The 23,002-nt window shown below is 72.7% G+C and carries 17 protein-coding genes; 11 read left to right on the plus strand and 6 right to left on the minus strand.

From position 1 onward, the window contains the following. Positions 1-76 precede the first annotated feature (76 nt). Together gatB and AB0F58_RS17020 are read left to right on the plus strand one after the other, a co-directional pair. The gene (gene gatB / locus AB0F58_RS17015; RefSeq protein WP_357143336.1) at positions 77-1,573 is read left to right on the plus strand and encodes an Asp-tRNA(Asn)/Glu-tRNA(Gln) amidotransferase subunit GatB; all 1,497 of its coding nucleotides are present in this window, start codon (positions 77-79) and stop codon (positions 1,571-1,573) included. A gap of 104 nt (positions 1,574-1,677) precedes the next feature. After that, positions 1,678-4,053, plus strand: a complete 2,376-nt coding sequence (locus AB0F58_RS17020; RefSeq protein ID WP_357143338.1) for a pyruvate dehydrogenase — start codon at positions 1,678-1,680, stop codon at positions 4,051-4,053. 100 nt (positions 4,054-4,153) lie between these two features. Here the strand turns inward: AB0F58_RS17020 and AB0F58_RS17025 are convergent, their stop codons facing one another. Together AB0F58_RS17025 and AB0F58_RS17030 are read right to left on the minus strand one after the other, a co-directional pair. Beyond that, on the minus strand, positions 4,154-5,686 hold the full coding sequence (locus AB0F58_RS17025) for a metallophosphoesterase (RefSeq protein ID WP_357143340.1): 1,533 nt from the start codon (positions 5,684-5,686) through the stop codon (positions 4,154-4,156). A gap of 84 nt (positions 5,687-5,770) precedes the next feature. Continuing rightward, positions 5,771-6,943: a PQQ-dependent sugar dehydrogenase gene (locus AB0F58_RS17030; protein ID WP_357143342.1), complete on the minus strand. Its 1,173-nt coding sequence runs from the start codon at positions 6,941-6,943 to the stop codon at positions 5,771-5,773. Between the two features lie 123 nt (positions 6,944-7,066). On the opposite strand from AB0F58_RS17030, the gene AB0F58_RS17035 reads away from it, so the two are divergent. Further along, positions 7,067-8,704, plus strand: a complete 1,638-nt coding sequence (locus AB0F58_RS17035; RefSeq protein WP_357143344.1) for a hypothetical protein — start codon at positions 7,067-7,069, stop codon at positions 8,702-8,704. A gap of 18 nt (positions 8,705-8,722) precedes the next feature. Then, the gene (locus AB0F58_RS17040; protein WP_357143346.1) at positions 8,723-9,646 is read left to right on the plus strand and encodes a 2-hydroxyacid dehydrogenase; all 924 of its coding nucleotides are present in this window, start codon (positions 8,723-8,725) and stop codon (positions 9,644-9,646) included. A 138-nt stretch (positions 9,647-9,784) separates the two neighbouring features. Here the strand turns inward: AB0F58_RS17040 and AB0F58_RS17045 are convergent, their stop codons facing one another. Then, positions 9,785-10,165, minus strand: coding sequence for a PH domain-containing protein (locus AB0F58_RS17045; RefSeq protein WP_357143348.1), 381 nt, complete (start codon positions 10,163-10,165; stop codon positions 9,785-9,787). A 181-nt stretch (positions 10,166-10,346) separates the two neighbouring features. Between AB0F58_RS17045 and AB0F58_RS17050 the strand changes: the two genes are divergently transcribed. Further along, entirely contained in the window at positions 10,347-11,867 is a 1,521-nt protein-coding gene (locus AB0F58_RS17050; RefSeq protein WP_357143350.1) for a GGDEF domain-containing protein, read from the plus strand. Here AB0F58_RS17050 and AB0F58_RS17055 read toward each other — a convergent pair. Beyond that, positions 11,847-12,878 (minus strand): LacI family DNA-binding transcriptional regulator, encoded by a 1,032-nt coding sequence (locus tag AB0F58_RS17055; protein ID WP_357143352.1) that lies wholly within the window; start codon positions 12,876-12,878, stop codon positions 11,847-11,849. The genes AB0F58_RS17050 and AB0F58_RS17055 overlap by 21 nt on opposite strands. A 348-nt stretch (positions 12,879-13,226) precedes the next feature. Here AB0F58_RS17055 and AB0F58_RS17060 point away from each other — a divergent pair, with 348 nt between their 5' ends. The 5 genes from AB0F58_RS17060 to AB0F58_RS17080 all read left to right on the plus strand — a co-directional run bounded on the left by AB0F58_RS17060 (position 13,227) and on the right by AB0F58_RS17080 (position 21,236). Continuing rightward, a complete protein-coding gene (locus AB0F58_RS17060; protein ID WP_357143354.1) occupies positions 13,227-14,513 on the plus strand; it encodes an extracellular solute-binding protein in 1,287 nt (428 codons plus the stop codon). Positions 14,514-14,609: 96 nt separating this feature from the next. Continuing rightward, the gene (locus AB0F58_RS17065) at positions 14,610-15,614 is read left to right on the plus strand and encodes a sugar ABC transporter permease (protein ID WP_357143356.1); all 1,005 of its coding nucleotides are present in this window, start codon (positions 14,610-14,612) and stop codon (positions 15,612-15,614) included. Then, on the plus strand, positions 15,611-16,492 hold the full coding sequence (locus AB0F58_RS17070; RefSeq protein ID WP_357143358.1) for a carbohydrate ABC transporter permease: 882 nt from the start codon (positions 15,611-15,613) through the stop codon (positions 16,490-16,492). The genes AB0F58_RS17065 and AB0F58_RS17070 overlap by 4 nt, the downstream gene beginning before the upstream one ends. Beyond that, positions 16,489-19,098, plus strand: coding sequence for a glycoside hydrolase family 2 protein (locus AB0F58_RS17075; protein WP_357143360.1), 2,610 nt, complete (start codon positions 16,489-16,491; stop codon positions 19,096-19,098). Before AB0F58_RS17070 ends, AB0F58_RS17075 begins: the two co-directional genes overlap by 4 nt. A 128-nt stretch (positions 19,099-19,226) precedes the next feature. Beyond that, on the plus strand, positions 19,227-21,236 hold the full coding sequence (locus AB0F58_RS17080) for an FAD-dependent oxidoreductase (RefSeq protein ID WP_357143362.1): 2,010 nt from the start codon (positions 19,227-19,229) through the stop codon (positions 21,234-21,236). 103 nt (positions 21,237-21,339) lie between these two features. Here AB0F58_RS17080 and AB0F58_RS17085 read toward each other — a convergent pair whose 3' ends face one another. Next, positions 21,340-21,843, minus strand: a complete 504-nt coding sequence (locus AB0F58_RS17085; protein WP_357143364.1) for a flagellar protein FlhE — start codon at positions 21,841-21,843, stop codon at positions 21,340-21,342. 207 nt (positions 21,844-22,050) lie between these two features. Here AB0F58_RS17085 and AB0F58_RS17090 point away from each other — a divergent pair, with 207 nt between their 5' ends. Next, positions 22,051-22,410 (plus strand): nucleotide pyrophosphohydrolase, encoded by a 360-nt coding sequence (locus AB0F58_RS17090; RefSeq protein ID WP_357143780.1) that lies wholly within the window; start codon positions 22,051-22,053, stop codon positions 22,408-22,410. Between the two features lie 56 nt (positions 22,411-22,466). Here the strand turns inward: AB0F58_RS17090 and AB0F58_RS17095 are convergent, their stop codons facing one another. Then, positions 22,467-22,991 (minus strand): GNAT family N-acetyltransferase, encoded by a 525-nt coding sequence (locus tag AB0F58_RS17095; protein ID WP_357143366.1) that lies wholly within the window; start codon positions 22,989-22,991, stop codon positions 22,467-22,469. Between the last annotated feature and the right edge of the window lie 11 nt (positions 22,992-23,002).

The following is a 23,002-nucleotide window of genomic DNA, read 5'->3' on the forward strand; positions in this document are numbered from 1 at the left end:
CGAAACCCGGGGGAGGGACGGTCGGGTAACCCGATTAGGCTGGACAGGTTCTGTCCGGATCGCGCCTGGAGCTCAGATGACCACGACCCTGCCCGCGTACGACGACGTCGTCGCGCGCTACGAACCGGTGATCGGCCTGGAGACCCACGTCGAGCTGGGCACGAACACCAAGATGTTCTGCGCCTGCCCGACCGACTTCGGCGGCGAGCCGAACACCCGGGTCTGCCCGGTGTGCCTGGGCCTGCCCGGTTCGCTGCCGGTGGCCAACAAGGCGGCCATCGAGGCGACCATCCGGATCGGCCTCGCGCTGAACTGCTCCATCGCCTCCTGGTGCCGGTTCGCCCGGAAGAACTACTTCTATCCGGACATGCCGAAGAACTTCCAGATCAGCCAGTACGACGAGCCGCTCTGCGTCGACGGCTACCTGGACGTCGAGGTGAACGGCGATCTGGTCCGGATCGGCATCGAGCGGGTGCACCTGGAGGAGGACACCGGCAAGAGCCTGCACGTGGGGGGCTCCGGCCGGATCCACGGGGCCACCGAGTCGTTGGTCGACTACAACCGGGCCGGCATCCCGCTGGTCGAGATCGTCACCAAGCCGGTCGACGGCACCGGGGCGCTCGCCCCGGAGGTGGCCCGGGCGTACGTGACCGAGCTGCGTGACGTGATCCGCTCCCTCGGCGTCTCCGACGTGCGGATGGAGGAGGGTTCGCTGCGCTGCGACGTCAACACCTCCCTGCACCCGGCCGGCTCGACCGAGTGGGGCACCCGCACCGAGACCAAGAACGTCAACTCGCTGCGTTCGGTGGAGCGGGCGGTCCGCTCGGAGATGCTGCGCCAGGCGATGGTGCTCGACTCGGGCGGCCGGATCGTCCAGGAGACCCGGCACTTCCACGAGGACACCGGTGACACCACCTCGGGCCGGTCGAAGGAGACCGCGACCGACTACCGGTACTTCCCCGAGCCGGATCTCGTCCCGCTCGCCCCGGACACGGCCTGGGTGGCCGAGCTGAAGGCCGCCCTGCCGGAGCTGCCCCGCCTGCACCGCCGGCGGCTCCAGCAGGACTGGGGCCTCTCCGACCACGACATGCAGTCGGTGCTCAACGCCGGCGCGGTCGAGCTGATCGAGGCCACCGTGGCCGCCGGGGCCACCCCGGCCGCCGCCCGCAAGTGGTGGCTGGGCGAGCTGTCCCGGCGGGCCAACGAGGCCGGTGTGGAGCTGGCCGACGTCGGCGCCACCCCGACCCAGGTCGCGGAGCTCCAGGGGCTGGTCGACGCGGGCAAGCTCAACGACAAGCTGGCCCGGGTGGTCCTGGAGGGTGTGGTGGCCGGTGAGGGCAGCCCCACCGAGATCATGACCAACCGCAACCTGGGGGTCGTCTCGGACACCGGCGCGCTCACCGCCGCCGTCGACGAGGCGATCGCCGCCAACCCGGACATCGCGGAGAAGGTCCGCAGCGGCAAGGTCGCCGCCGCGGGCGCCCTGGTCGGCGCGGTCATGAAGACCACCCGTGGCCAGGCCGACGCCAAGACCGTCCGGGAGCTGGTCCTGGAGCGCCTCGGCGTCTCCTAGCCGGCGCCGGTCGCCCTCGTTTCGGGCGAGCAGGGGCCCCTGTTCGACATGCGGTAACCGGGGCCCCTGATCGCACCCCCACCCCCCTCGGTAGGAGTTCAACGGTGAACGTCCACCCCTCCCCACCCGATGTCGACCTCGACGTGCTCGACGAGATCCAGCGGCGGGTGCTCTGGCTCGCCACCCGGATCGTGGACGCCGCCAACCATGACCGGCGCACCGGGGACGGGGTGAAGGTCGGCGGGCACCAGGCGTCCAGCGCGTCGCTGGTGACCGCGATGACCGCGCTCTGGTTCGCCCACCTGGACGCCGCCGACCGGGTCGCGGTGAAGCCGCACGCCTCGCCGGTGTTCCACGCCATCCAGTACCTGTTGGGCAACCTGGACCGGTCGTACCTGCCGAAGCTGCGGGCCCGGGGTGGGCTCCAGTCGTACCCGTCGCGCACCAAGGACCCGGACGAGGTGGACTTCTCCACCGGTTCGGTCGGCCTCGGCGCGGCGGCACCGCTGTTCGCGGCGGTCACCCGGCGGTACGTGGACGCGCACTTCGGTCCCCGTCCGCACTCCCGTTTCGTCGCGCTGATCGGCGACGCCGAGCTGGACGAGGGGAACATCTGGGAGGCGGTCGCCGACCCGGCCACCACCGCGCTCGGGAACGTGACCTGGCTGGTGGACTTCAACCGCCAGTCGCTGGACCGGGTGGTTCCCGGCGTACGGATCAACCAGTGGCGCGGCCAGTTCGAGGCGGCCGGCTGGCACGTCGTCGAGGTCAAGTACGGTCGGCGGCTCGCCGAGGCGTACGCCCGACCCGGCGGCGCGGCGTTGCGCGACTGGATCGACGCGATGCCCAACGAGCAGTACCAGTCGCTGTTCGGGCTGGCCGGGGAGGCACTGCGTACCCGCTTCCTCGACGGCGCGCCCGACGGCATCGGGGCGTTGATCGCCGACATCTCCGACGACGACCTCGGACCGCTCGTCACCGACCTCGGCGGGCACGACCTGGCCGCCATGCTCGACGCCTACGCCCAGTGCGACGCGGTGACCGACCGGCCGAGCGTGATCTTCGCGTACACGGTGAAGGGTTGGGGGCTGCCGATCGCCGGCAACCCGCGCAACCACTCCGCGCTGCTCAGCACCGAGCAGGTCGACGCCCTGCGCACCGCGCACGGGCTGGACGCCGCGACCGAGTGGGACCGCCTCGACCCGGCCTCGAAGGCCGGGATCTGGGCCAACGCCCGCCGGGAGGCGCTGTCCCGTCCGCCGCGCGAGCGGGCGCTGCCGGTCACCGTCCCGGAGGCCACCCGGGTACGCGCGAACAAGCCGATCTCCACCCAGGAGGTCTTCGGGCGGGTCCTGGTGGACCTGGCCCGGCACGAGGAGGTGGGCCGTTACCTGGTCACCACCGCCCCGGACGTGGCCACCTCGACCAACCTCGCCGGGTTCATCAACCGGACCGGGGTGTTCGCCCCGACGAAGCAGCGGTCCTGGTCCGAGGACCGGATGCTGCGCTGGGAGCAGCACCCCGCCGGGCAGCACATCGAGCTGGGCATCTCCGAGATGAACCTGTTCCTGCTGCTCGGTCAGCTCGGGTTGGCCTGGGACCTCTCCGGCCAGCCGCTGCTACCGGTCGGCACGGTCTACGACCCGTTCGTGCTGCGCGGACTGGACGCCTTTCTCTACGGCACCTACTCCGGTTCCCGGTTCGTGGTGGCGGGCACCCCGTCCGGGGTCACCCTCGCCCCGGAGGGCGGGGCGCACCAGTCGACCATCACCGCCTCGGTCGGGCTGGAGCTGCCCGGGGTCACCTTCGTCGAGCCGGCCTACGCGACCACCCTCGACTGGCTGCTCTGCGACGCCCTCGGCCAGATCGCCCGGGGTGGTACGCCGACCACCACCGCGGCGCCGACCGAGGACGGGGCGTACTACTTCCGGCTCAGCACCCGCCCGATCGACCAGGCGCCCTTCGAGGCGGCCCGGACCCGGATCGGCGACGCGGTGCTGCGCCGGCAGGCGGTCGCCGGGGCGTACCGGCTGGTCGACGCGCACCACGCGCACCCGGAGCTGGCCGACGCCCCGGTGGTGCACCTGGCCGCCTCCGGCGCGGTGCTGCCGGAGGTGCTCGCCGCCGCGGCCGAACTGGCCGAGGAGGGCATCGCCGCGCACGTGGTCGACGTGACCTCGCTGGACCGGCTCTACCGGGCCTGGCAACGCACCCTCCGGCAGGGCGTCCGGACGGCGAGCGTGCCGAGCGTGCCGGGCGTGCTGCGGGCGGCGTTCGGCGACCGGGCCCCGGTGGTCACCGTGCACGACGCGGCCTCGCACGCGATGGCCTGGCTCGGCTCGGCGCTCGGGGTGCCGGCGGTGCCGCTCGGGGTGGACGAGTTCGGCCAGTCCGGCACCGTCCACGAGCTGTACGAGCTGCACGACCTGCTGCCCGGCAGCATCGTCAACGCCGCCCTGGCCGCCCTCTCCCTGCGCTGACCGGCTGAGGTCGCCCACCCGGATCAGCTCGACTGCTGGTGACGGAGGGTGACCGGTCGGGGCGGCGCTGGCATCCTGCACCCAGCGTTACGGACCGTGATCAGCGGGTGGGGGTGGGGGTGACCGGCACGTCCGCGCCGGCCTGCGGGTCCCGGACCACCCGTCGCTCCAGGTTGACCTGTGCCTGGCCGGTGCCGCCGACGGTGATGTCGTCGTACGCCTGGAGCAGCTTGTTCTCGTCGAAGTAGAGCACGCTCATCGACAGCGGGGTCGGCTCCTCGCCCTCCAGCCCGCGCAGCCCGGCTCCGCCGGTGGAGCCCTGCACCATGAGCTGGGTCGACGGCTTCCCCTCCTGCGGGGGGAGCTTCGAGACCTGCCGGTTGTGGGTGTGCCCGGAGAGCACCAGCGGGCAGGTGCCGGAGAGCGGGCCGGCCGAGGCCGGGTCGTGCACCAGGGCGATGTTCACCGGTTTCGGTGACTCCCGGACGGTGGTGGCCAGCTTCTCGCCCACGGTGATCACCTGGTCGGCGGTGGGCTGGTCGAGGCCGCCGGCGGCCGGGGCGGTGCTCTTGTCCGGGGTGAAGCGCGGGTCGCCGATGCCGGCGATGGTCAGCCCGGCCACCGTCGTGGTCGCGTTGTCCAGCACGATCGCGTTCGACTGGCGGGCCACGGCGGCGGCGGTCCGCCCCGAGTCGTGGTTGCCCCGGATGTAGACGTACGGCTTCTTGAGCAGGCTGATCGAGGCGACGTAGTTCGCCTCCGGCTCGCTGCCCCAGTCGGTGATGTCGCCGGTGTCGATCACCACGTCGATGTCGAACTGCTCCACCACGGTGCGGATCAGCTGCCAGCCGGTCGGGTTGAGGTGCATGTCGGAGACGTGCAGCACCCGGGTGGTGTTCGGGTCCGGCTCGTACACCGGCAGCGCCGAGACGGTGGTGTAGAGCTGGCTGACGTTGCCGACGATCCGTTTGAGCTGCTCGGCGTACTTGGTGTAGTCGTCGGCGATCTGGCGGGCGTCGCCGATGATGGCGGGCGCGTTGACCAGCAGCCCCTCGTACCGGGGTTCCTCGATCGACTGCGGCCGGAGGGTGGACGCGGCGACGCCGAGGCTGCCGGCGGTGACCACCAGCGCCAGCCCACCGGCCCAGGCCGTACGACGGGTGTCCCGGAAGGCCAGTCCGGCCAGGACCAGGGTGACCAGGACGGCGGCGCCGACCGTCCGCAGGCCGAGGCGGAACGCGCCGTCGCGGACGTCCGCCACGGCGGACTGGCTGGCCCGGTTGATGCTCGCCGGATCGTCGATCAGCGCCTGGACCCGTCCCTGGTCGAGCGCCCCCAGCTCGACGTCGAGGTGGGCCGGTCCGTCGTGGCTGTCCAACAGGAGGGCACCCAGCGGCGGGATGTCGACGGTGGTGCCGCCGCTGAGCGTCGGGCTCAACGCCATCCGGGCCCGGAACGGCCCGATGTCGGTGTCGACCTGACCACCGGCGAGGACGCCGAGTGCGGTGCCGGTCAGGCTGATCGCCAGGACCGCCAGCCACACCCCGAGCCGCCGCAGGGCGCCGACCCATCCCCGCCCGGGGGGACGACCGTCCCCGGTGCGCTGCCGCGTGTTCTCGTCGTGCCCGTCCATGGTGAGATTCTGACCTGCCCCAGAGGGGATCTTGGTAAACCCGGGGGTTGCCGGCCTGCCGTGGCCCGTAGCTGTCTCCCCAGGTCAGCTACGACCGCCTCCGCCGCCGGCGAAGACCAGCCGGAGCAGGCGGTCGTCCTCCGGGGCCGGGTCGCCCCGACCGTCGTGGTTGGAGGTGCTCACCCAGAGCGAGCCGTCCGGAGCGGCGGCCACCGCCCGCAGCCGGCCGTACCGACCGGTGAGCAGTTCCCGGGGCTGGCCGAGCACGGTGCCGGTGTCGGTCAGTTCGACCAGCCAGAGCCGCTCCCCGCGCAGGCAGGCGGTGGCCAGCAGCCGCTCCACCACCGCCGCGCCGGAGCAGGACGCGTCGCCGGTGCGCCACTGCACGATCGGATCCCGGTAACGGCGGTCGCCGGCCTTCCCCTCGACCTGCGGCCAGCCGTAGTTGCCGCCCTTGGTGATCAGGTTGACCTCGTCCCAGGTGTTCTGCCCGAACTCCACGGCGTACATCCGTTTGCCGGCGTCCCAGGTGATGCCCTGCACGTTGCGGTGACCGAGCGACCAGACCGGCGAGTTCGGGTAGGGGTTGCCGGGGGCCGGCTTCCCGTCGGGGGTGATCCGGAGGATCTTGCCACCGAGGCTCTTGGCGTCCTGCGAGAGCGGACGGTCGCCGCCGTCGCCGGTACTGGCGTAGAGGAAACCGTCCGGGCCGAAGGCGAGGCCGCCGCCGTTGTGGATGCCGGCGACCGGAATGCCGGTGAGGATCGGCGTGGGCGTCCCGCCGAGGGTGAACCGGACGATCCGGTTGTCCTGCCCGGTGGAGTGGTACGCGAAGACCGTCCGGTCGGTGGCGTAGTCGGGGGAGACGGCGATACCGAGCAGGCCGCCCTCGCTGGACGCCTCGACGCCGGCGATGGTCTGCACCGGGGTGACCTTCAGCCCGTCCGGCCCGGACTCCGGCCCGACCTGGAGGATCCGGCCGTTGTCGCGCTCGGTCACCAGGGCCCCGCCGTCCGGCAGGAAGGCGATCGCCCACGGCACCCGCAGCCCCTTGGCCAGCACCGTGGCCACCACCTCCTGCCCGCCCTCCTCGGCGGCGGTGGCCGACGGCGTCGGGAAGGTCGGCGGTTCCCCGGCCGGGTCGGGTTCCGGCTCGCCGAGGCTGCACCCGGCGGTGGTCAGCAGCAGCACCGCGCAGGACGCCGCCACCGTCGCGCGCAGGCGACCGATGCGGGGGTACGGGAGACGAGCGCTCACCCGGACCAGACTAGCCGCTCACCGCAGGGCGTTCCGGGCCGTGATCCGGGGGCGTCCCGGGAAACGCGCCGACAAAGACTGATATGTCAGCTGGTAAGCCCCGAACTTGCGACACTGTCAGCCGTGGTGATCATCGACCGGCCGGCGCAGGACCCCGTACCGGTCGGCGTGCCGGCCCGGCGTCCGCTGGTCTCGCCCGGCCGTACGGCCCTCGCACTCGGAGCGGTCGGGGTCGGCTACCGGCTGGCGGCGCTCCTGGCCGGTCTGCCCCCGACCAACAGCGACGAGGCGGTCACCGGCCTGGTCGCCATGCACGTCGCCCAGGGACTCGGGTTCCCGCTCTTCTTCTACGGCCAGCACTACATGGGTGCGCTGGAGGCGTACCTCGCCGCCCCGCTGTTCGCGCTCGCCGGTCCGGGCGTGGTCCCGTTGCGGCTGCCGAACCTGGTGCTCTACGCCCTCTTCCTCGTCCTGGTGTGGCAGCTCACCCGCCGGCTCTACCACCCGTGGTTCGCCACCGCCGTGGTCGGCCTGCTCGCCCTCGGCTCGGACCGGATCCTCAAGAACCAGTTGATCGCCGGTGGCGGCTATCCGGAGATGAACCCGGCCGGGGCGCTGCTCGTCCTGCTCGCGGTACTGCTGGGCCTCGGCGCGGTCCGCCGCCGCGCGACCGCCTTCGCCGTCTTCGGTCTGGTCGCCGGCCTCACCCTCTGGGACGACTGGCTGGTCCTGCCGTACGTGGCCGCCGCCGGAGCGCTGCTGCTCGCCGGTGCCGGCCGGGAGCTGGCCGGACGCTGTGGAGCGGCCCTGGCCGCCGGGCTCGCCGTCGGGCTGCTGCCGATCGTGGCGCACAACCTCACCGCCGCTCCGGAGCACCGTTCGATCGCCGTCTACCGCCAGCTCGGCGGGGGTGCGCCCGGCGACTGGGCCGACCGGCTGCACGGCGGCGTGCTGTTCGGGCTGCCGATGGGCACCGGCCTCTGCCCGCCCGGCCGCTGCGCGGGCGGGCAGCTCTGGTGGGGGGTGGTCGCTCCGCTGCTGCTGGTGGTGGCCGGGCTGCTCGCCCTCCGGGCACTGTGGATCCTGCGTCCGGCGGGACCCGGACGCGACGACGCGCTCCGGGCGGCGCGGATCCGGCAGGGCGGCCGACTGGCGCTGGTCGGGGCGGCGGCGGTGAGCCTGGGCGCGTACGCCGCCAGCGCCGCCGCCGGCGACACGCCGGTGGAGAGTTCCCGCTACCTGTCCTGCCTGCTCATCTCCCTGCCGGCGCTGCTCTGGCCGCTCTGGGCGGCGGCCGGCAGCCGTCTGCTCCCCGCCGGTCCACGGCTCGCGGCCCGCGCCGGCCTGGCGGCGGTGGCCGGCGGTGCGCTGCTGGCCACCGGCACGGTGGTCGCCGAGGCGGACACCCTGACCCGCGCCGACGAGCGACGGCGAAACCTCGTCGTCGCCCTCGACCGGCTCGGGGTCCGGGACTTCTACGCCGACTACTGGACCTGCTACCCGGTCGTCTTCGCCACCCGGGAGCGGCTGGCTTGCGGGGTCATCGGGGACGACCTGCGCGCCGGCTGGGACCGGTATCCGGTGTACCCGGCGCGGGTGGCCCGAGCCGACCGGGTGGCGTACGTGCTGCCCACCGGCACCACGCTGGGCCGGGCGGTCGCCGACCACCTGGCCACCACCGGCACGCCGGTGACCCGGACGAGCGTGCCCGGGTACGACATCCACCTGCCCGCCGCCCCGGTGGGCCTGCCGCTGGACTGACGGCTAGGGTCGGCGAGCGTGAAGGTATGGATCCCGCACGAGCAGGGCCGGGCTCTCGTCGACGAGCTGCCCGGCGTCACCGTCGAGGTCGCCGAGAGCCCGGACCGGCTGCCGGGCGATCCGGCCGGGGTGCGCTTCTGGGTGCCACCGTTCCTCAGCGCCGGCGGCGTCATCGAGCTGGCCGGCGAGTTGCCCGACCTGGAGGTCGTGCAGCTGCTCAGCGCCGGGGCGGACGCCTGGGTCGGCCGGCTGCCGGCCGGGGTGACCCTCTGCGACGCCCGGGGGGTGCACGACTCCGCCACCGCCGAGTGGGTGGTCACCGCGATCCTGTCCCGGCTGCGCGGGTTCGACACGCTCGCCCGCGCCCAGGGCCGGCGCGAGTGGGCGTACGACGCGGTGGCCCCGACCGACGAGCTGGCCGGCAAGCGGGTGCTGATCGTCGGCGCCGGGTCGATCGGCGCGGCGGTGCGGGCCCGGCTGGCGCCCTTCGAGGTGGACCTCACCCTGGTCGCCCGGACCGCCCGCCCCGACGAGAGCGTGCACGGCGTCGACGAGCTGCCCGCGCTGCTGCCGGCGGCGGACGTCGTCGTGCTGCTGGTGCCCCTGACCGGGGCGACCCGGGGCCTGGTCGACGCGGCCTTCCTCGCCGCGATGCCCGACGGGGCCCTGCTGGTCAACGCGGCCCGCGGGCCGGTGGTGCACACCCCGGCGCTGGTGGCCGAGCTGACCGCCGGCCGGATCGCCGCCGCCCTGGATGTCACCGACCCGGAGCCGTTGCCGGCCGACCACCCGCTCTGGGCGCTGCCCAACGTGCTGCTCACCCCGCACGTCGCCGGCTCGGTACGCGGCCTGCTGCCCCGGGCCTACCGACTGGTGGCGGAGCAGCTGCGCCGGCTGGTCGCCGGTCGGCCGCTGGAGAACGTGGTCACCGACGGCTACTGACCCCGGCCCGGGTGACCGGATCCGGTACTCCGGCGGCCGGTGCCGGTGCCGGTGCCGGTCGGCGCGTCGTCGACCGTCACGGCCGGCGGTCCAGTCGTCGGCGTCGGCCGGCGGGCCGTCGAGGCACCGGCCGGCGGATCAGTCGTCGGTGTCGGCCGGGGATGCCTGACCGGTGACCGCGACGAGCCGGGGCAGGTCGGCACCGCGCACCGCCGGCAGGGCGACCCGCTCGCCGTCGTCGAGCCGGGCGACCGCCCGTCCCCTCGGGTCGGCGGCCAGCTCCGCGATCCGCGCCCAGGGCAGTCGACGTTGCCCGAACAGCGCGCGGACCCGGACCTCCCGGGGATCGGCGTCGGTGCCCGCCCGCCACGCCCAGACGGCGACCACCAGCGGGACGAGCAGCACCGGGAGGAGGTACCAGCGGGCGTCGGCGATCGGCAGGGCGCCGATGAAGGCGACCACCGCTGCGGCCAGGATGGCCTGGCTGTGCCGGAAACGGAGAGTGTCGGTGCGACTCACCCCCCGATGATTCCACCTCGCGGGCGGGGCCCCGGCGTCGGGCGGCCCACACCGGCGCGACGGTGACCGGGGTCACGGTCGGCGCAGCGTAACCGATGCCGGCCGGGGTCGTTGCTGCGAGCAGAGGCGTACTGATCTCATGTCCGGCCGCCCCGGGCCCCGTCCACGGAGGTGACCGACCGTGTCCCTCGCACCGCCACCACCGGCCCTCGTACCGTTGCCGGAGACCGTCGGCGTCGTGGCCGTGCTGCTGCTCGACGGCGCGGCCGCCGTGGCCACGATCTGTGCCGCCGGACTGTCGTTGGTCACCCCGGCCGACCGGGCCGCGGTGGCCACCGTCGGGCTCGCCGCCGTCGCCCTGCTGCACACCCTCGGGATGCTCCTGCTGCCCCAGCGCGCGCCCCTGCCGGCCGCCGACCGCGTGGAGCGCACGGTGCATCCCCTCGCCGCCACCGGGCTGGTGAGCCGGCGCGAGCTGCGCCGGGCGCTGACCGGCCGGCGAGCCGAGACGGGGGAACCCGCCACGCTGCTCGTGCTGGACCTGCACGGCCTCTGCGAGGTCGACGACGGCAGCGGGCCGGCTGCGGGCGACCAGCTGCTCGTCGAGGTGACCCGACGGCTACGGGCCGTCGCCGGCCCCGACGACCTGGTCACCCGGCTGGCCGGGGACGAGTTCGCGGTGGTCGTAGAGAGCGGCTCGGTGCCCGCCTACGGGCTCGCCGTCCGGCTGCTCGGCGCGCTCACCGAGCCGTACCGGCTGCCCGGGTCGCAGGTGCGGCTGGAGGTGAGCATCGGGCTCGCCGACGCCGCCGCCGGTAGTGCCGACGACGTGCTCCGGCAGGCGGACCTGGCCCGACGGCGGGCCAGCCAGCTCGGCCGCAACCGGATCGAGTGGTACGACATCTTCCTCGAGGAGCAGCTGGTCCGCCGGCTGGACCTGGAGCGGGAACTGGCCGGCGCGCTGGCCCGGGGCGAGCTGGACCTGGTCTACCAGCCGGTGCACGGGCTGGCCGACCGGACGCCGGTCGGCACCGAGGCGCTGCTGCGCTGGCGCAGCCCCCTGCTGGGTACCGTGCTCCCCGCCGAGCTGATCCCGGTCGCCGCCGACCTGGGTCTGCTCGACGAGGTGGGGCAGTGGGTGCGGGACCGGGCCTGCCGGCAGCTCGCCGCCTGGTCGGCGACACACCCGATGCTCTGGATGGCGGTCAACGTGACCCCGGCCGAGCTGACCGCGCCGGACTTCGTCACCCGGGTGGCGGGCACCCTCGCCCGGTACGGGGTGCCGGCCGACCGGCTGGTGGTCGAGGTCGGCGAGGCCGGGCTCGACGTCGACCTGCCGACCGTGGTGGCGCGGCTGGCCGGGCTGCGCTCCCTCGGCGTGCGGACCGCGCTGGACGACTTCCGGGCCGGGCACGCCTCGCTGCGACGGTTACGGGAGTTGCCGATCGACCTGGTCAAGGTCGACCCGAGGGCGGTCGGCGGCGGTGAGCCGGAACAGCCCCTGATCGACGCGGTGGTGAACCTGGGCCGGCGGCTCGGGCTGGAGATCGTGGCGCGGGAGCTGGAGCGGGCCGGTCAGGTCGACCGGGCGTACCGGGCCGGCTGCCGGTACGGGCAGGGCTTCGCGCTGTCCCGCCCGGCGACCGCCGAGCGGGTGGAGGCGTTCCTGGAGGAGTACCCGTCACCTGACCCGTTCGCCTGACCGGGGCGGTGCGGTGCTGCCGCGCGGGGTCAGGTGCGCCGTCTCGTCCTGGAACGCGCCGACCGGCTCCCCGGCGATCGCCGTCAGCAGGTTCCGGGCGGCGTGCGCACCGTACGCGGGGATGTCCCGGCCGAGCGCGGTCAGCGGCGGGTGGACCAGCCGGCAGAGCGGGGAGTCGTCCCACGCCACGATGGAGAGGTCACCGGGGACGGCGAGCCCCATCTCCTGAGCGACCGCGAGCCCGGCGACGGCCATCACGTCGTTGTCGTAGATGACGGCGGTGGGCCGGCCCGGGGAGCTGAGCAGTCGCCGGGTCGCCCGGGTGCCCTCCTCCCCGGTGTAGTCGGAGGGAACGGTCACCGCGTCGACCAGGCCGAGTTCCCGGCACACCCGCTCGAACGCCTCGGTGCGGGTCCGGGTGTGCAGCAGGTCGGGCAGCCCGCCGACCCGGGCGATCCGGCGGTGCCCGAGGGCGACCAGGTACTCCACCGCCTCGACGAGCGCGGCGGCGTCGTCACACCAGACGCTGGGCAGCGCGCCGGTGTGCCCCGGCCCGCCGATCACCACCGCGGGCAGGCGCAACTCCTCCAGCACCGGCACCCGGCGGTCGTCCACCCGCAGGTCGCAGATGAGCACCCCGTCGACCCGTCGTTCCCCCCACCAGCGCCGGTAGACCGCGATCTCCGCGTCCTGGTCGGCGACGACCTGGAGGGTCAGCGCGTACGACCGGGCGGAGAGTACGGCCTCGACGCCGCTGATCAGTTCCATGAAGAACGGTTCGATGCCGAGGATCCGGGCCGGACGGCACAGGGCCAGCCCGACCGCCGCGGCGGTGGCCCCGGAGAGGGCGCGGGCGGCGCTGCTCGGGCTGAAGCCGATCTCCTCGGCGATGGCGACGATGCGCTGCCGGGTGGCCTCGGACACGCCGGGCTGCCCGTTGAGCGCGTACGACACCGCTCCCTTGGAGACCCCGGCCCGTCGGGCGACGTCGGCGATGGTCGGCCGCTTCACCGGCGCGTCCCTCCACTTCCCGGTCACCCGCGCGGCGGTTCCGCTCGGACCCTCGGGCTGATCATGCCCGACCGGCCCCGGCGCACCCACGCTACTGCACGCCGCACCCGGCCGGCGCGAGCGACCTCACTTGCCCGGTTAAGTGATCGTCGGTGCCGAGTGGTCCCCTGCACCCGGCCCCGGTTGCCACCCTCGCGGGCGCGCTCCGATGCGCGTCGCTCCCCCGGGCAGAGATGTCGATCATCCTCGATCGTTGACAGGGTGGAGGAGGGCTCGTACGGTGGCGGAGCTTATCCGGTTCAGTCAACGTCTCTCGATGGCGGGAGCGTTCCCACGTGGAGGGGTGACATGGCACGGTCCTGGTCCCGATGGGCCCGACTGGTCGCGGCGGGTGTGGTCAGCCTGGCCATGGTCGCGGCATGCAGCGGCAACAGCGGTGGTGGCGACTCCGGCCCCGGCGGCACCGTCACACTCAAGATCAATTTTTGGGGCGACTTCGGTCTCGACGAGCTGAAGTCGACGTACGAGTCGGCCAACCCGAACGTCAGGATCGTGCTGAACACCGGGGAGTACAACGCCCAGCACGAGGACCTCCAGAAGAAGCTGATCGCCGGCAGCGGTGCGCCCGACATCGCCGCCATCGACGAGGGCTTCGTCATCCAGTTCCGCGGCCAGGCCGACAAGTTCGTCAACCTCCTCGACAAGGGGGCCGGCCAGTACCAGCAGAAGTACCTGCCCTGGAAGTGGCAGCAGACCCTCACCCCCGACGGCAGGACCCAGATCGGCCTCGGCACCGACGTCGGCGGCCTGGCCATGTGCTACCGCACCGACCTCTTCGCCGCCGCCGGCCTGCCCACCGAGCGGGACCAGGTCTCCGCGCTCTGGCCCACCTGGGACCGGTTCGTCGAGACCGGCCAGCGGTACACCGCCAGGAGCGGCAAGAAGTTCATCGACTCCGGCACCAACGTCTTCAACCCGGTCCTCGGGCAGCAGCCGGTCGGCTTCTACGACGAGAGCGAGCAGTTGACGATGGAAGGCGGCCCGAAGGTCGCCTTCGACGTGGCCGCGAAGACCATCGCCGCCGGCCTGTCCGCCAACCTCGCCGCCTTCTCGCCCGAGTGGAACGCCGGGTTCGTCAAGGGCAACTTCGCCGTGCTGGCCTGCCCGGCCTGGATGCAGGGACACATCAAGAACACCGCCCCGCAGACCGAGGGGAAGTGGGACGTGGCCGCGATCCCCGGTGGGGGCGGGAACTGGGGTGGCTCCTTCCTCACCATCCCCAAGCAGGGCAAGAACGTCGACGAGGCGTACCGGTTCCTGGAGTGGCTGGTCCAGCCGGCACAGCAGATCGAGATCTTCAAGAAGGTCGGCAACCTGCCGTCCCAGCCGGCGCTCTACCAGGACCCGGCGATCCGGGACTTCGCCAACCCGTTCTTCAACAACGCGCCCGTCGGGCAGATCTTCTCGAAGACGGCGGAGAACCTGACCCCGCAGTACCTGGGCAGGAAGAACGGCCCGACCCGGGTGGCCGTGGAGAACGTGCTGAACCGCCTGGCCACCGGCAACCTGAAGGGCAAGCCCGACCAGGCCTGGACCGAGGCGGTCAAGGAAGCCGAGAAGGCCGCGAAGTCCTGACCGTACGCGGGTCGGGCGGCCGGTGGGACGTCCTCGCGCGACGAGCGCGTCCCACCGTTCCGGCCCACCGCCGGTGGCGAACCCGGAGGTCCCCCGATGCCCCCCACCCCTGCCGCGGCCACGGCGCCCCGCCGCGGCCCCGACGCCCATCCCGAGCCCGACGGACGCCGGCCCTCACGGTGGCGCGACCGGCTGTACCGGTTCGACGTGCGCTACCTGCCGTACCTGTTGATCGCACCGTTCTTCCTGCTCTTCGCGGTCTTCGGGCTCTTCCCGATCGTCTTCAACGGGGTCGTGGCGCTGCGCACCTGGCGGCTCGACGACCCGACCCGGGACGGCTGGGCCGGCCTGGACAACTTCCGTCGCCTGCTCGACGACGGTGACTTCTGGAACGCCCTCTCCAACACCTTCGGCATCTTCCTGCTCTCCACCGTGCCGCAGCTCCTGCTGGCGCTGATCGTCGCCTCGCTGCTCAACCGGAAGCTGCGGGCGCAGACCTGGTTCCGGGTGGGCGTGCTGCTGCCGTACATCACCCCGGTGACCGCCTCCACCCTGATCTTCTCGGTGGTGTTCGCGCGGGACACCGGCATCGCGAACTGGGCCTTGTCGCTGCTCGGCATCGGCGAGACCGAGCCGATCGACTGGCGGGCGTCGAAGTGGGCCTCCTGGGTCGCCATCTCCACCATGGTCAACTGGAAGTGGATCGGCTACAACGCGCTGCTCTACCTGGCCGCGATGCAGGCCATCCCGCGTGACGTCTACGAGGCCGCGGCGGTCGACGGCGCCGGTCCGTGGCGGCAGCTCTGGCGGATCACCGTACCGATGATCCGACCTGTGGTGATCTTCACGGTGGTGCTCTCCACCATCGGCGGCCTGCAACTGTTCACCGAGCCGATGCTCTTCGACACCAATCCGGCGCTCGGCAACGGCGGCGACGACCACCAGTGGCAGACCATCGCCCAACTCGTCTACAAGGTCGGCTGGCGCGACCTCAACCTCGGCTACGCGGCGGCGATGTCCTGGGCGCTCTTCCTGGTCATCCTGCTCGTCGCGGCCGTCAACGCCCTGATCACCAACCGTCTGGGCGGAGGTAAGCGGTGAAGGCCTCGCGGCGGCCGGCGCTGGTGGGGCGGGCCCCACAGCACACCCCCGGCAGCGTCTGGAGCTACCTCTTCCTCAGCATCGTCATCGCGTTCTCGGCGTTCCCGCTGTACTGGATGTTCGTCATCGCCACGAACACCGACGAGGCGCTGGCGAAGATCCCCCCGCAGGTGCTGCCCGGCGGGCAGCTCACCACCAACCTGCGCGAGGTCTTCTCGATGCAGGACGTCTTCTTCCTCCAGGCGCTCGGCAACAGCGTGATCGTCTCGTCCGTGGTGACCGCCTCGGTGCTCTTCTTCTGCTCGCTGGCCGGCTTCGCCTTCGCCAAGCTGCGGTTCAAGGGGCGGAACGCGCTGATGGTCATGGTGATCCTCACCATGACCGTGCCGAACCAGCTCGGCGTGGTCGCCCTCTACATCCTGATGGGTCACATGCCCGGCGAGGGGGGCTGGAACGGCACCCTGCTCGCGGTGATCGCCCCCGGACTGGTGACCGCGTTCGGCGTGTTCTACATGCGACAGTTCATCCTCGACGCGGTCCCCGACGAACTGGTCGAGGCGGGCCGGATCGACGGGGCGAGCACCATGCGGATCTTCTGGAGCGTGGTGCTGCCGGCGGTCCGTCCCGCGATGGCGGTGCTCGGCCTGCTCACCTTCGTGGCCACCTGGAACGAGTTCCAGTGGCCGCTGATCACCCTGGGCGGCACCGACTACCCGACCTCGATGGTCGCCCTCTCCGACCTGGCCAGCGGCAACTACGTCCTGTACCGGCGGGTACTGGCCGGTGCCCTGGTCGCCACCCTGCCGCTGCTGGTGATGCTCGTCATCGGCGGCCGGCAGATCGTCCGCGGAATCATGGAAGGTGCGGTGAAATCGTGAGCGAGGCGCACGGGGGTGGCCCGACCCGGCACGCCCTGCACGACGGCTGGACCCTGCGGGCGCTGCCCGGCCCGCAGGTCACCGCCGAGGCCCCCGGGACCGACCAGACCGGCGGGGCTACGGTCCCTGCCGGCATCGCCGGCCGGGCGATCCCGGTGGAGATCGACGGCCGGGCGATCCCCGCCACCGTGCCCGGCTGCGTGCACACCGACCTGCTCGCCGCCGGGCTGATCCCCGACCCCTACCTCGACGACAACGAGACGGCGCTCGCCTGGATCGGCCGGACCGACTGGGTGTACGAGACGACGTTCGACCGGCCGTCGGGTGACGCGGACCGGATCGACCTGGTCTGCGCCGGCCTCGACACGGTCGCCGCGCTCACCCTCAACGGCGTCCCGGTCGGCCGGACCGAGAACATGCACCGCAGCCACCGGTTCGACGTGCGGGCGCTGCTGCGCGACCGGGACAACCAGCTCGTCGTCCGGTTCGACTCCGCCTACCGGTACGCCGAGGCGCACCGGGACCGGCTCGGCGACCGGCCGAACGCGTACCCGGAGCCGTTCCACTTCATCCGGAAGACGGCCTGCAACTTCGGCTGGGACTGGGGACCGACGCTGGTCACCGCCGGGATCTGGCAGGAGATCGGCCTGCACAGCTGGTCCACCGCCCGGCTCGCGGAGGTCCGTCCCCTGGTCACCGTCGCCGACGGCGTCGGCACGGTCGCGGTGCACGTCGAGGTCGAACGCGCCACCGACGTCCCGCTGGTCGTGCGGGCCACGGTCGCCGGGGCGGCCGTCGAGACGGTGGTCCCGGCCGGGGAGCGCACGGCCGTGCTCGACCTCACCGTCCGCGACCCCCGGCTCTGGTGGCCCCGGGGGTACGGCGACCCGCACCGGTACCCGCTGACCGTCACCCTGACCACCCTCGACGGCACCGCACTGGACGACTGGACCCGGCGGATCGGTTTCCGTTCGGTGCGTCTCGACACCACCCCCGACGCGCACGGCAGCGCGTTCACCCTGGTGGTCAACGGGAAGCCGGTCTTCGTCCGGGGCGTCAACTGGATCCCCGACGACGTCTTCCCCAACCGGGTGACCCGGGACCGGCTGGCCCACCGCTTCGACCAGGCGATCGGCGCGAACGTCAACCTGCTGCGTGTCTGGGGCGGCGGCCGGTACGAGTCGACCGACTTCTACGACCTCGCCGACTCGCTCGGACTCCTCGTCCAGCAGGACTTCCTCTTCGCCTGCGCTGCGTACCCGGAGGAGGAGCCGTTCCGTTCCGAGGTCGAGGCCGAGGCGCGCGAGCAGGTCACCCGGCTGGCCGTCCACCCGTCCCTGGTGCTCTGGACCGGTAACAACGAGAACATCTGGGGCTGGCACGACTGGGACTGGCAGGAGCCGCTCGCCGGGCGGACCTGGGGCCGGGGCTACTACCTCGACCTGCTGCCGACGATCGTCGCCGAACTGGACCCGACCCGACCGTACTGGCCGGGCAGCCCGTGGTCCGGCCGCGAGGAGATCCACCCGAACGACCCGGCGCACGGCACCACGCATATCTGGGACGTCTGGAACACCGACGACTACCTGAAGTACCGCGAGTACGTGCCCCGGTTCGTGGCCGAGTTCGGCTACCAGGCCCCGCCCGCGTACGCGACGCTGCGCCGGGCGCTCTCGGACGACCCGCTCGCCCCGGACTCGCCCGGCATGGCGCACCACCAGAAGGCGATCGACGGCGACCTCAAGCTGCGGCGCGGACTGGACGCCCACCTGCCCGCCCCGGCCGACTTCGACGAGTGGCACCACCTGACCCAGGTCAACCAGGCCCGTGCCATCGCCTGCGGGGTGGAACACTTCCGCTCGCACCGGGGCGTCTGCATGGGCACCATCGTCTGGCAGCTCAACGACTGCTGGCCGGTGACCTCCTGGTCGGCGGTGGACGGCGACGGCCGCCGCAAACCGCTCTGGTACGCGCTGCGCCACGCGTACGCCGACCGGCTGCTCACCGTCCAGCCCCGTGCCGGTGGGCTCACCGGCGACGGCGACGGTGGCGGTGGCGGTGGCGACCCGGCCGGCGACGGTGGCCAGGCGGGCGGCGGTGGGCTCGCCCTGGTGGCGGTCAACGACGGCGGGCAGCCCTGGCGGGCCACCGCCACCGTCACCCGGCACACCCTGGCCGGCGAACCCCGCGCCAAGACGTCGTACGACCTCGACGTACCGCCCGGCGCCACGGTGACCCTGCCCCTGCCCACGGAGCTGGCGCGCCCCGAGGAGGCCTGCGGTGAACTGCTGGTCGCCGAGGCGGGGGAGAGCGCCGAGCGGGCCCTGTGGTTCTTCGCCGAGGACAAGGACATCCCCTGGCCGGCGGCGACCTACGACGCCACCGCCGAGCCGGTCGAGGGCGGCGTGCGGGTGCACGTCACCGCGCGCACCGTTCTCCGCGACCTGACCCTCTACCCCGACCGCCTCGACCCGTCCGCCGACGTCGACCGGGCCCTGGTCACGCTCCTGCCCGGCGAGTCGACCACCTTCACCGTCCACACCCGACTCTCGCTCGACCCCGCCGCCCTCACCTCGCGTCCGGTGCTGCGGGCGGTGAACGGGTAACAGGGGCGCTGCGCGCCCCCCCGCTCCGGCTCTTGACATGACGCAACCGATGGACAAAAGTCGATTGAATCCAGGGTGCGGCGGCGCGCTCCCTCCACTCGAAGGCCCTTGCCCGGAAGGCAGCCGCCATGTCGCCTGTGCTCAATCGCCGTCACCTGCTGCGCCTCGGTGGTGCCACCCTGGTCGTCGCCGGCTCCACCGGCATCGGCCTGCCCGCCCTGGCCGCCAACACCGTCACCGCCGACCTGGTCGTGTACGGCGCCACCTCGGCCGGCATCGTGGCCGCCGTGCAGATGCGCCGGATGGGGCGTACCGCGTTGATCCTCGAACCGGGCCAGCACGTCGGCGGACTCACCACCGGCGGACTCGGCTACACCGACAGCGGCACCAGCGGCTCCATCGGCGGCATCGCCGCGGAGTTCTACCGGCGGGTGCACGCGAAGTACCACGGCAACACCGTCACCCCCGACTCGCCGATGCGGCTGGTCTTCGAGCCGCACGTCGCCGCCGAGGTCTTCGACGACCTGCTCGCCGAGCACGGGGTGCCGGTCTACCTCGGCGTGCGGCTCGCCCAGGTGGTCCGCGTCGGCAACCGGATCACCTCGCTCGGCACCGACAACGGTCAGACCTTCGCCGGCCCGATGTTCGTCGACGCGACGTACGAGGGCGACCTGATGGCGAAGGCCGGTGTGTCGTACGCCCTCGGGCGCGAGGCCAACACGGTGTACGGCGAGACGATCAACGGGGTGCAACTGCGTACCGGTCACCAGTTCACCCGGCCGGTCGACCCGTACGTGACACCGGGCGTCCCGGCCAGCGGCCTGCTCCCCGGTATCTCCGGCGCGCCCGTCGCACCCAACGGCACCGGCGACGGGCTGATCCAGGCGTACAACTTCCGGATGTGCCTGACGAAGGCGGCCGACCGGGTTCCGTTCCCGAAGCCCGCCGGCTACGACCCGGCCGACTACGAACTCCTGCTCCGCTACGTCCGGGCGGGCTTCACCGGGCCGTTCTTCACCACCCAGGGCGTCGGCAACGGCAAGACCGACTCCAACAACCACGGCGCGTTCTCCACCGACTTCATCGGCGCCAGTTACACCTATCCGACCGCCAGCCCGGTGGTGCGGGAGAGCATCGTCGCCGACCACCGCACCTACCAGCAGGGCCTGATGTGGTTCCTGGCCAACGATCCCCGGCTGCCGGCGACGATCCGGACCTCGACCGCCGCGTGGGGCTTGGCCGCCGACGAGTTCACCGCCACCGGCGGCTGGCCACCCCAGCTGTACGTCCGGGAGGCCCGCCGGATGGTCTCGGCGTACGTGGTGACCGAGCGGGACTGCCGGGGCAGGGTGCGGGTCGCCGACTCGGTCGGACTGGCCAGCTACACCATGGACTCGCACAACTGCCAGCGCGTCGTGGTCGACGGCGTGGTCAAGAACGAGGGCGACGTGCAGGTCGGGGTGCCCGGCCCGTACCCGATCAGCTACCGCGCGATCGTGCCCACCGAGGCGCAGTGCGCCAACCTGTTCGTGCCGGTCTGCCTCTCGGCCAGCCACATCGCGTACGGCTCGGTCCGGATGGAACCGGTGTTCATGATCCTCGCCCAGTCCGCCGCCACGGCGGCGACACTCGCCCTCGCCGCAGGGGTGCCGGTGCAGCAGGTGAGCGTCGCCGCCCTCCAGGCCCGACTCCGGCAGGACGGCCAGCACCTCCAGTGGCCCCCGGCCGTCGACGGTGAGATCGTCGTCGACAACGCCTCGGCCTCGGTGACCCGGGCCGGCACCTGGCTGAGCAGCAGCCACGTCGGCGGGTACTGGGGCGTCGACTATGAGCACGACGACAACACCGGCAAGGGCGTCAACCGGCTGCGCTTCACCCCGGCCCTGCCGGTCGCCCGCAGTTACGCGGTCAGCCTGCGCTGGACCGCCGACCCCAACCGGGCCAGCAATGTGCCGGTGGACGTGGTGCACGGCGGCGGCGTCACCACCCGTACCGTCGACCAGCGCGGATCCGGCGGGCAGTGGGTGTCCCTCGGGACGTACGTCTTCGCGGCCGGGACGGCCGGCAGCGTCCTGATCCGCACCGAGGGCACGGACGGCTACGTCGTCGCCGACGCCGCCCGCTTCGTCCCGGCCTGATCCACCCCACCTGGGTCGACTCCGCTTCGGCGATATCGCGGCATCCCTTTCCAGCGATGCCGCGATATCGCCAGAACGGCGAGCGGTGCCCGACAGGGGCGGGTCAGCGGGAGACGAGGCGGAGGGGCGAGCTGTGGGTACGGGCCGGGGACGGCGTGGTGTAGCTCCAGTTCACGATCACCTGGTGCTGGCCGCCGTACCGGTAGGGGCTGAGGATCTTCGTCACCGGGTCGAGGACGGCCAGCCGGAACAGCCAGCCGCGCTGCGCCGACAGCCCCGCCCAGGCGGTGGTGTTGCCGGTGGCCCAGCCGTTGGGCAGGTCGAGGCAGAGCAGCTGTCCCGGCCCGTCCGGGTTGCAGAGCTGGGCGATCACGTTGGCCTGGTTGGAGATGGAGTAGGTCCAGTAGATCGTGTCGATCGACGACGCGGCAGGCGTGCCGGTCGGTGCGTTGACCGTGGTGCTGGAGTACCACCAGTTCGTCTGGTGGAGCACCGTGCCGGTGGGGTTGACGACGTAGGCGGCGTCGGAGGCGTGCGCGGCGGAGGTGGGCAGCAGGACGGCGATCACGGCGGCGATCACGATGCCGAGCCTTTGGACGGTGGTCACAGGTGGACCTCCATGTGTGGGAAGGCCACCAACCTAGCCTTGCGTGCCGCCTCAATCGCAGAGGGTGATCATTCATTGCTCGCCACCCGTCAGCAGGATGGCGATCGAGGGCGAGCATCCCCTCAGCCAGTCCAGCGTGGTCGTGCTCTCCGTTGACGGGCGGTCTGTCGGACTCACCTGGCGTTAGGGTCGCTCCCTGTGACGAGCATCAGCGACCCTGGGATCGACGGCCTGGTCCACGCCCTGCGGCGGTTCGCCGACGAGCGGGACTGGGGGCAGTTCCACACGCCGAAGAACCTGGCCATGGCGCTCGCCGGTGAGGTGGGGGAGCTGCTCGCCGAGTTGCAGTGGCTGACCCCGGAGGAGTCGGCCCGGGTGATGACCGACCCGGAGGCCGGCGGACGGGTCCGCGCCGAGATCGGCGACGTGATGATCTACCTGGTCCGGCTGGCCGACGCCCTCGGTGTCGACCTGGTCGAGGCGGCCACCGACAAGCTGGCCGACTCGGCGCGGCGCTACCCGGTGGAACGCGCCCGGGGCTCGGCGGCCAAGGCACCCGGAGCCTGAGCGAAACGGCCATCTGGACGGAGGATCCCGGTCACCGGTATCCCACACGGCGGGGCCTACCGGAACGCGATCCAGTAACGCCGTACCGCGCCGAGTTCGGTCTCCCGGACGTCCTCCAGGACGCCGCCGTTGCGCTCGATCGTCTTCGCCGAGGCGAGGTTGTCCACCGCGCAGACGGTCAGTACCCGGTCCAGTCCGAGCCGTCGTGCCTCGTCCAGCATCCGGCCCAGCGCCCAGGTGGCCAGCCCTTGCCGGCGCGCCGACGGCCGGATGCCGTAGCCAATGTGGCCGAGCCGCTGCACGACCTCGTCGAGCCCGTGTCGCAACGCGATTCCGCCGAGCACCCGGTCGTCGTCGACGATCCACCGGTACGTACAGCGCGCCCGGTCGGCAGGCAGCGGTGTCGCCGGATCGGCGGCATCGGTCAGCCGGGCCACCCAGGCAGCGAACCCGGCCGGCGAGTCCACCTCGTCTTCCGGCCGCAACCCGAAGCCGTCCTCGTGGACGCCGGGACCCCAGTCGTCCCGCGCCTCACGCCAGGCAGCGTGCAGGCGGACGGTGGGTGCGATCAGTTCGGGCATCCGGCGACGAT

Origin of the sequence: Micromonospora sp. NPDC023956, assembly GCF_040639195.1 — a bacterium.
Classification (GTDB): Bacteria; Actinomycetota; Actinomycetes; order Mycobacteriales; family Micromonosporaceae; genus Micromonospora.

What these genes read in the sequence shown, in the direction of transcription:
- gatB (WP_357143336.1), top strand. Translation starts at nt 77, where the DNA reads ATGACCACGACCCTGCCCGCGTACGACGACGTCGTCGCGCGCTACGAA.
- AB0F58_RS17080 (WP_357143362.1), top strand. Translation starts at nt 19,227, where the DNA reads ATGTCGCCTGTGCTCAATCGCCGTCACCTGCTGCGCCTCGGTGGTGCC.
- AB0F58_RS17065 (WP_357143356.1), top strand. Translation starts at nt 14,610, where the DNA reads ATGCCCCCCACCCCTGCCGCGGCCACGGCGCCCCGCCGCGGCCCCGAC.
- AB0F58_RS17095 (WP_357143366.1), bottom strand. Translation starts at nt 22,991, where the DNA reads ATGCCCGAACTGATCGCACCCACCGTCCGCCTGCACGCTGCCTGGCGT.
- AB0F58_RS17025 (WP_357143340.1), bottom strand. Translation starts at nt 5,686, where the DNA reads ATGGACGGGCACGACGAGAACACGCGGCAGCGCACCGGGGACGGTCGT.
- AB0F58_RS17060 (WP_357143354.1), top strand. Translation starts at nt 13,227, where the DNA reads ATGGCACGGTCCTGGTCCCGATGGGCCCGACTGGTCGCGGCGGGTGTG.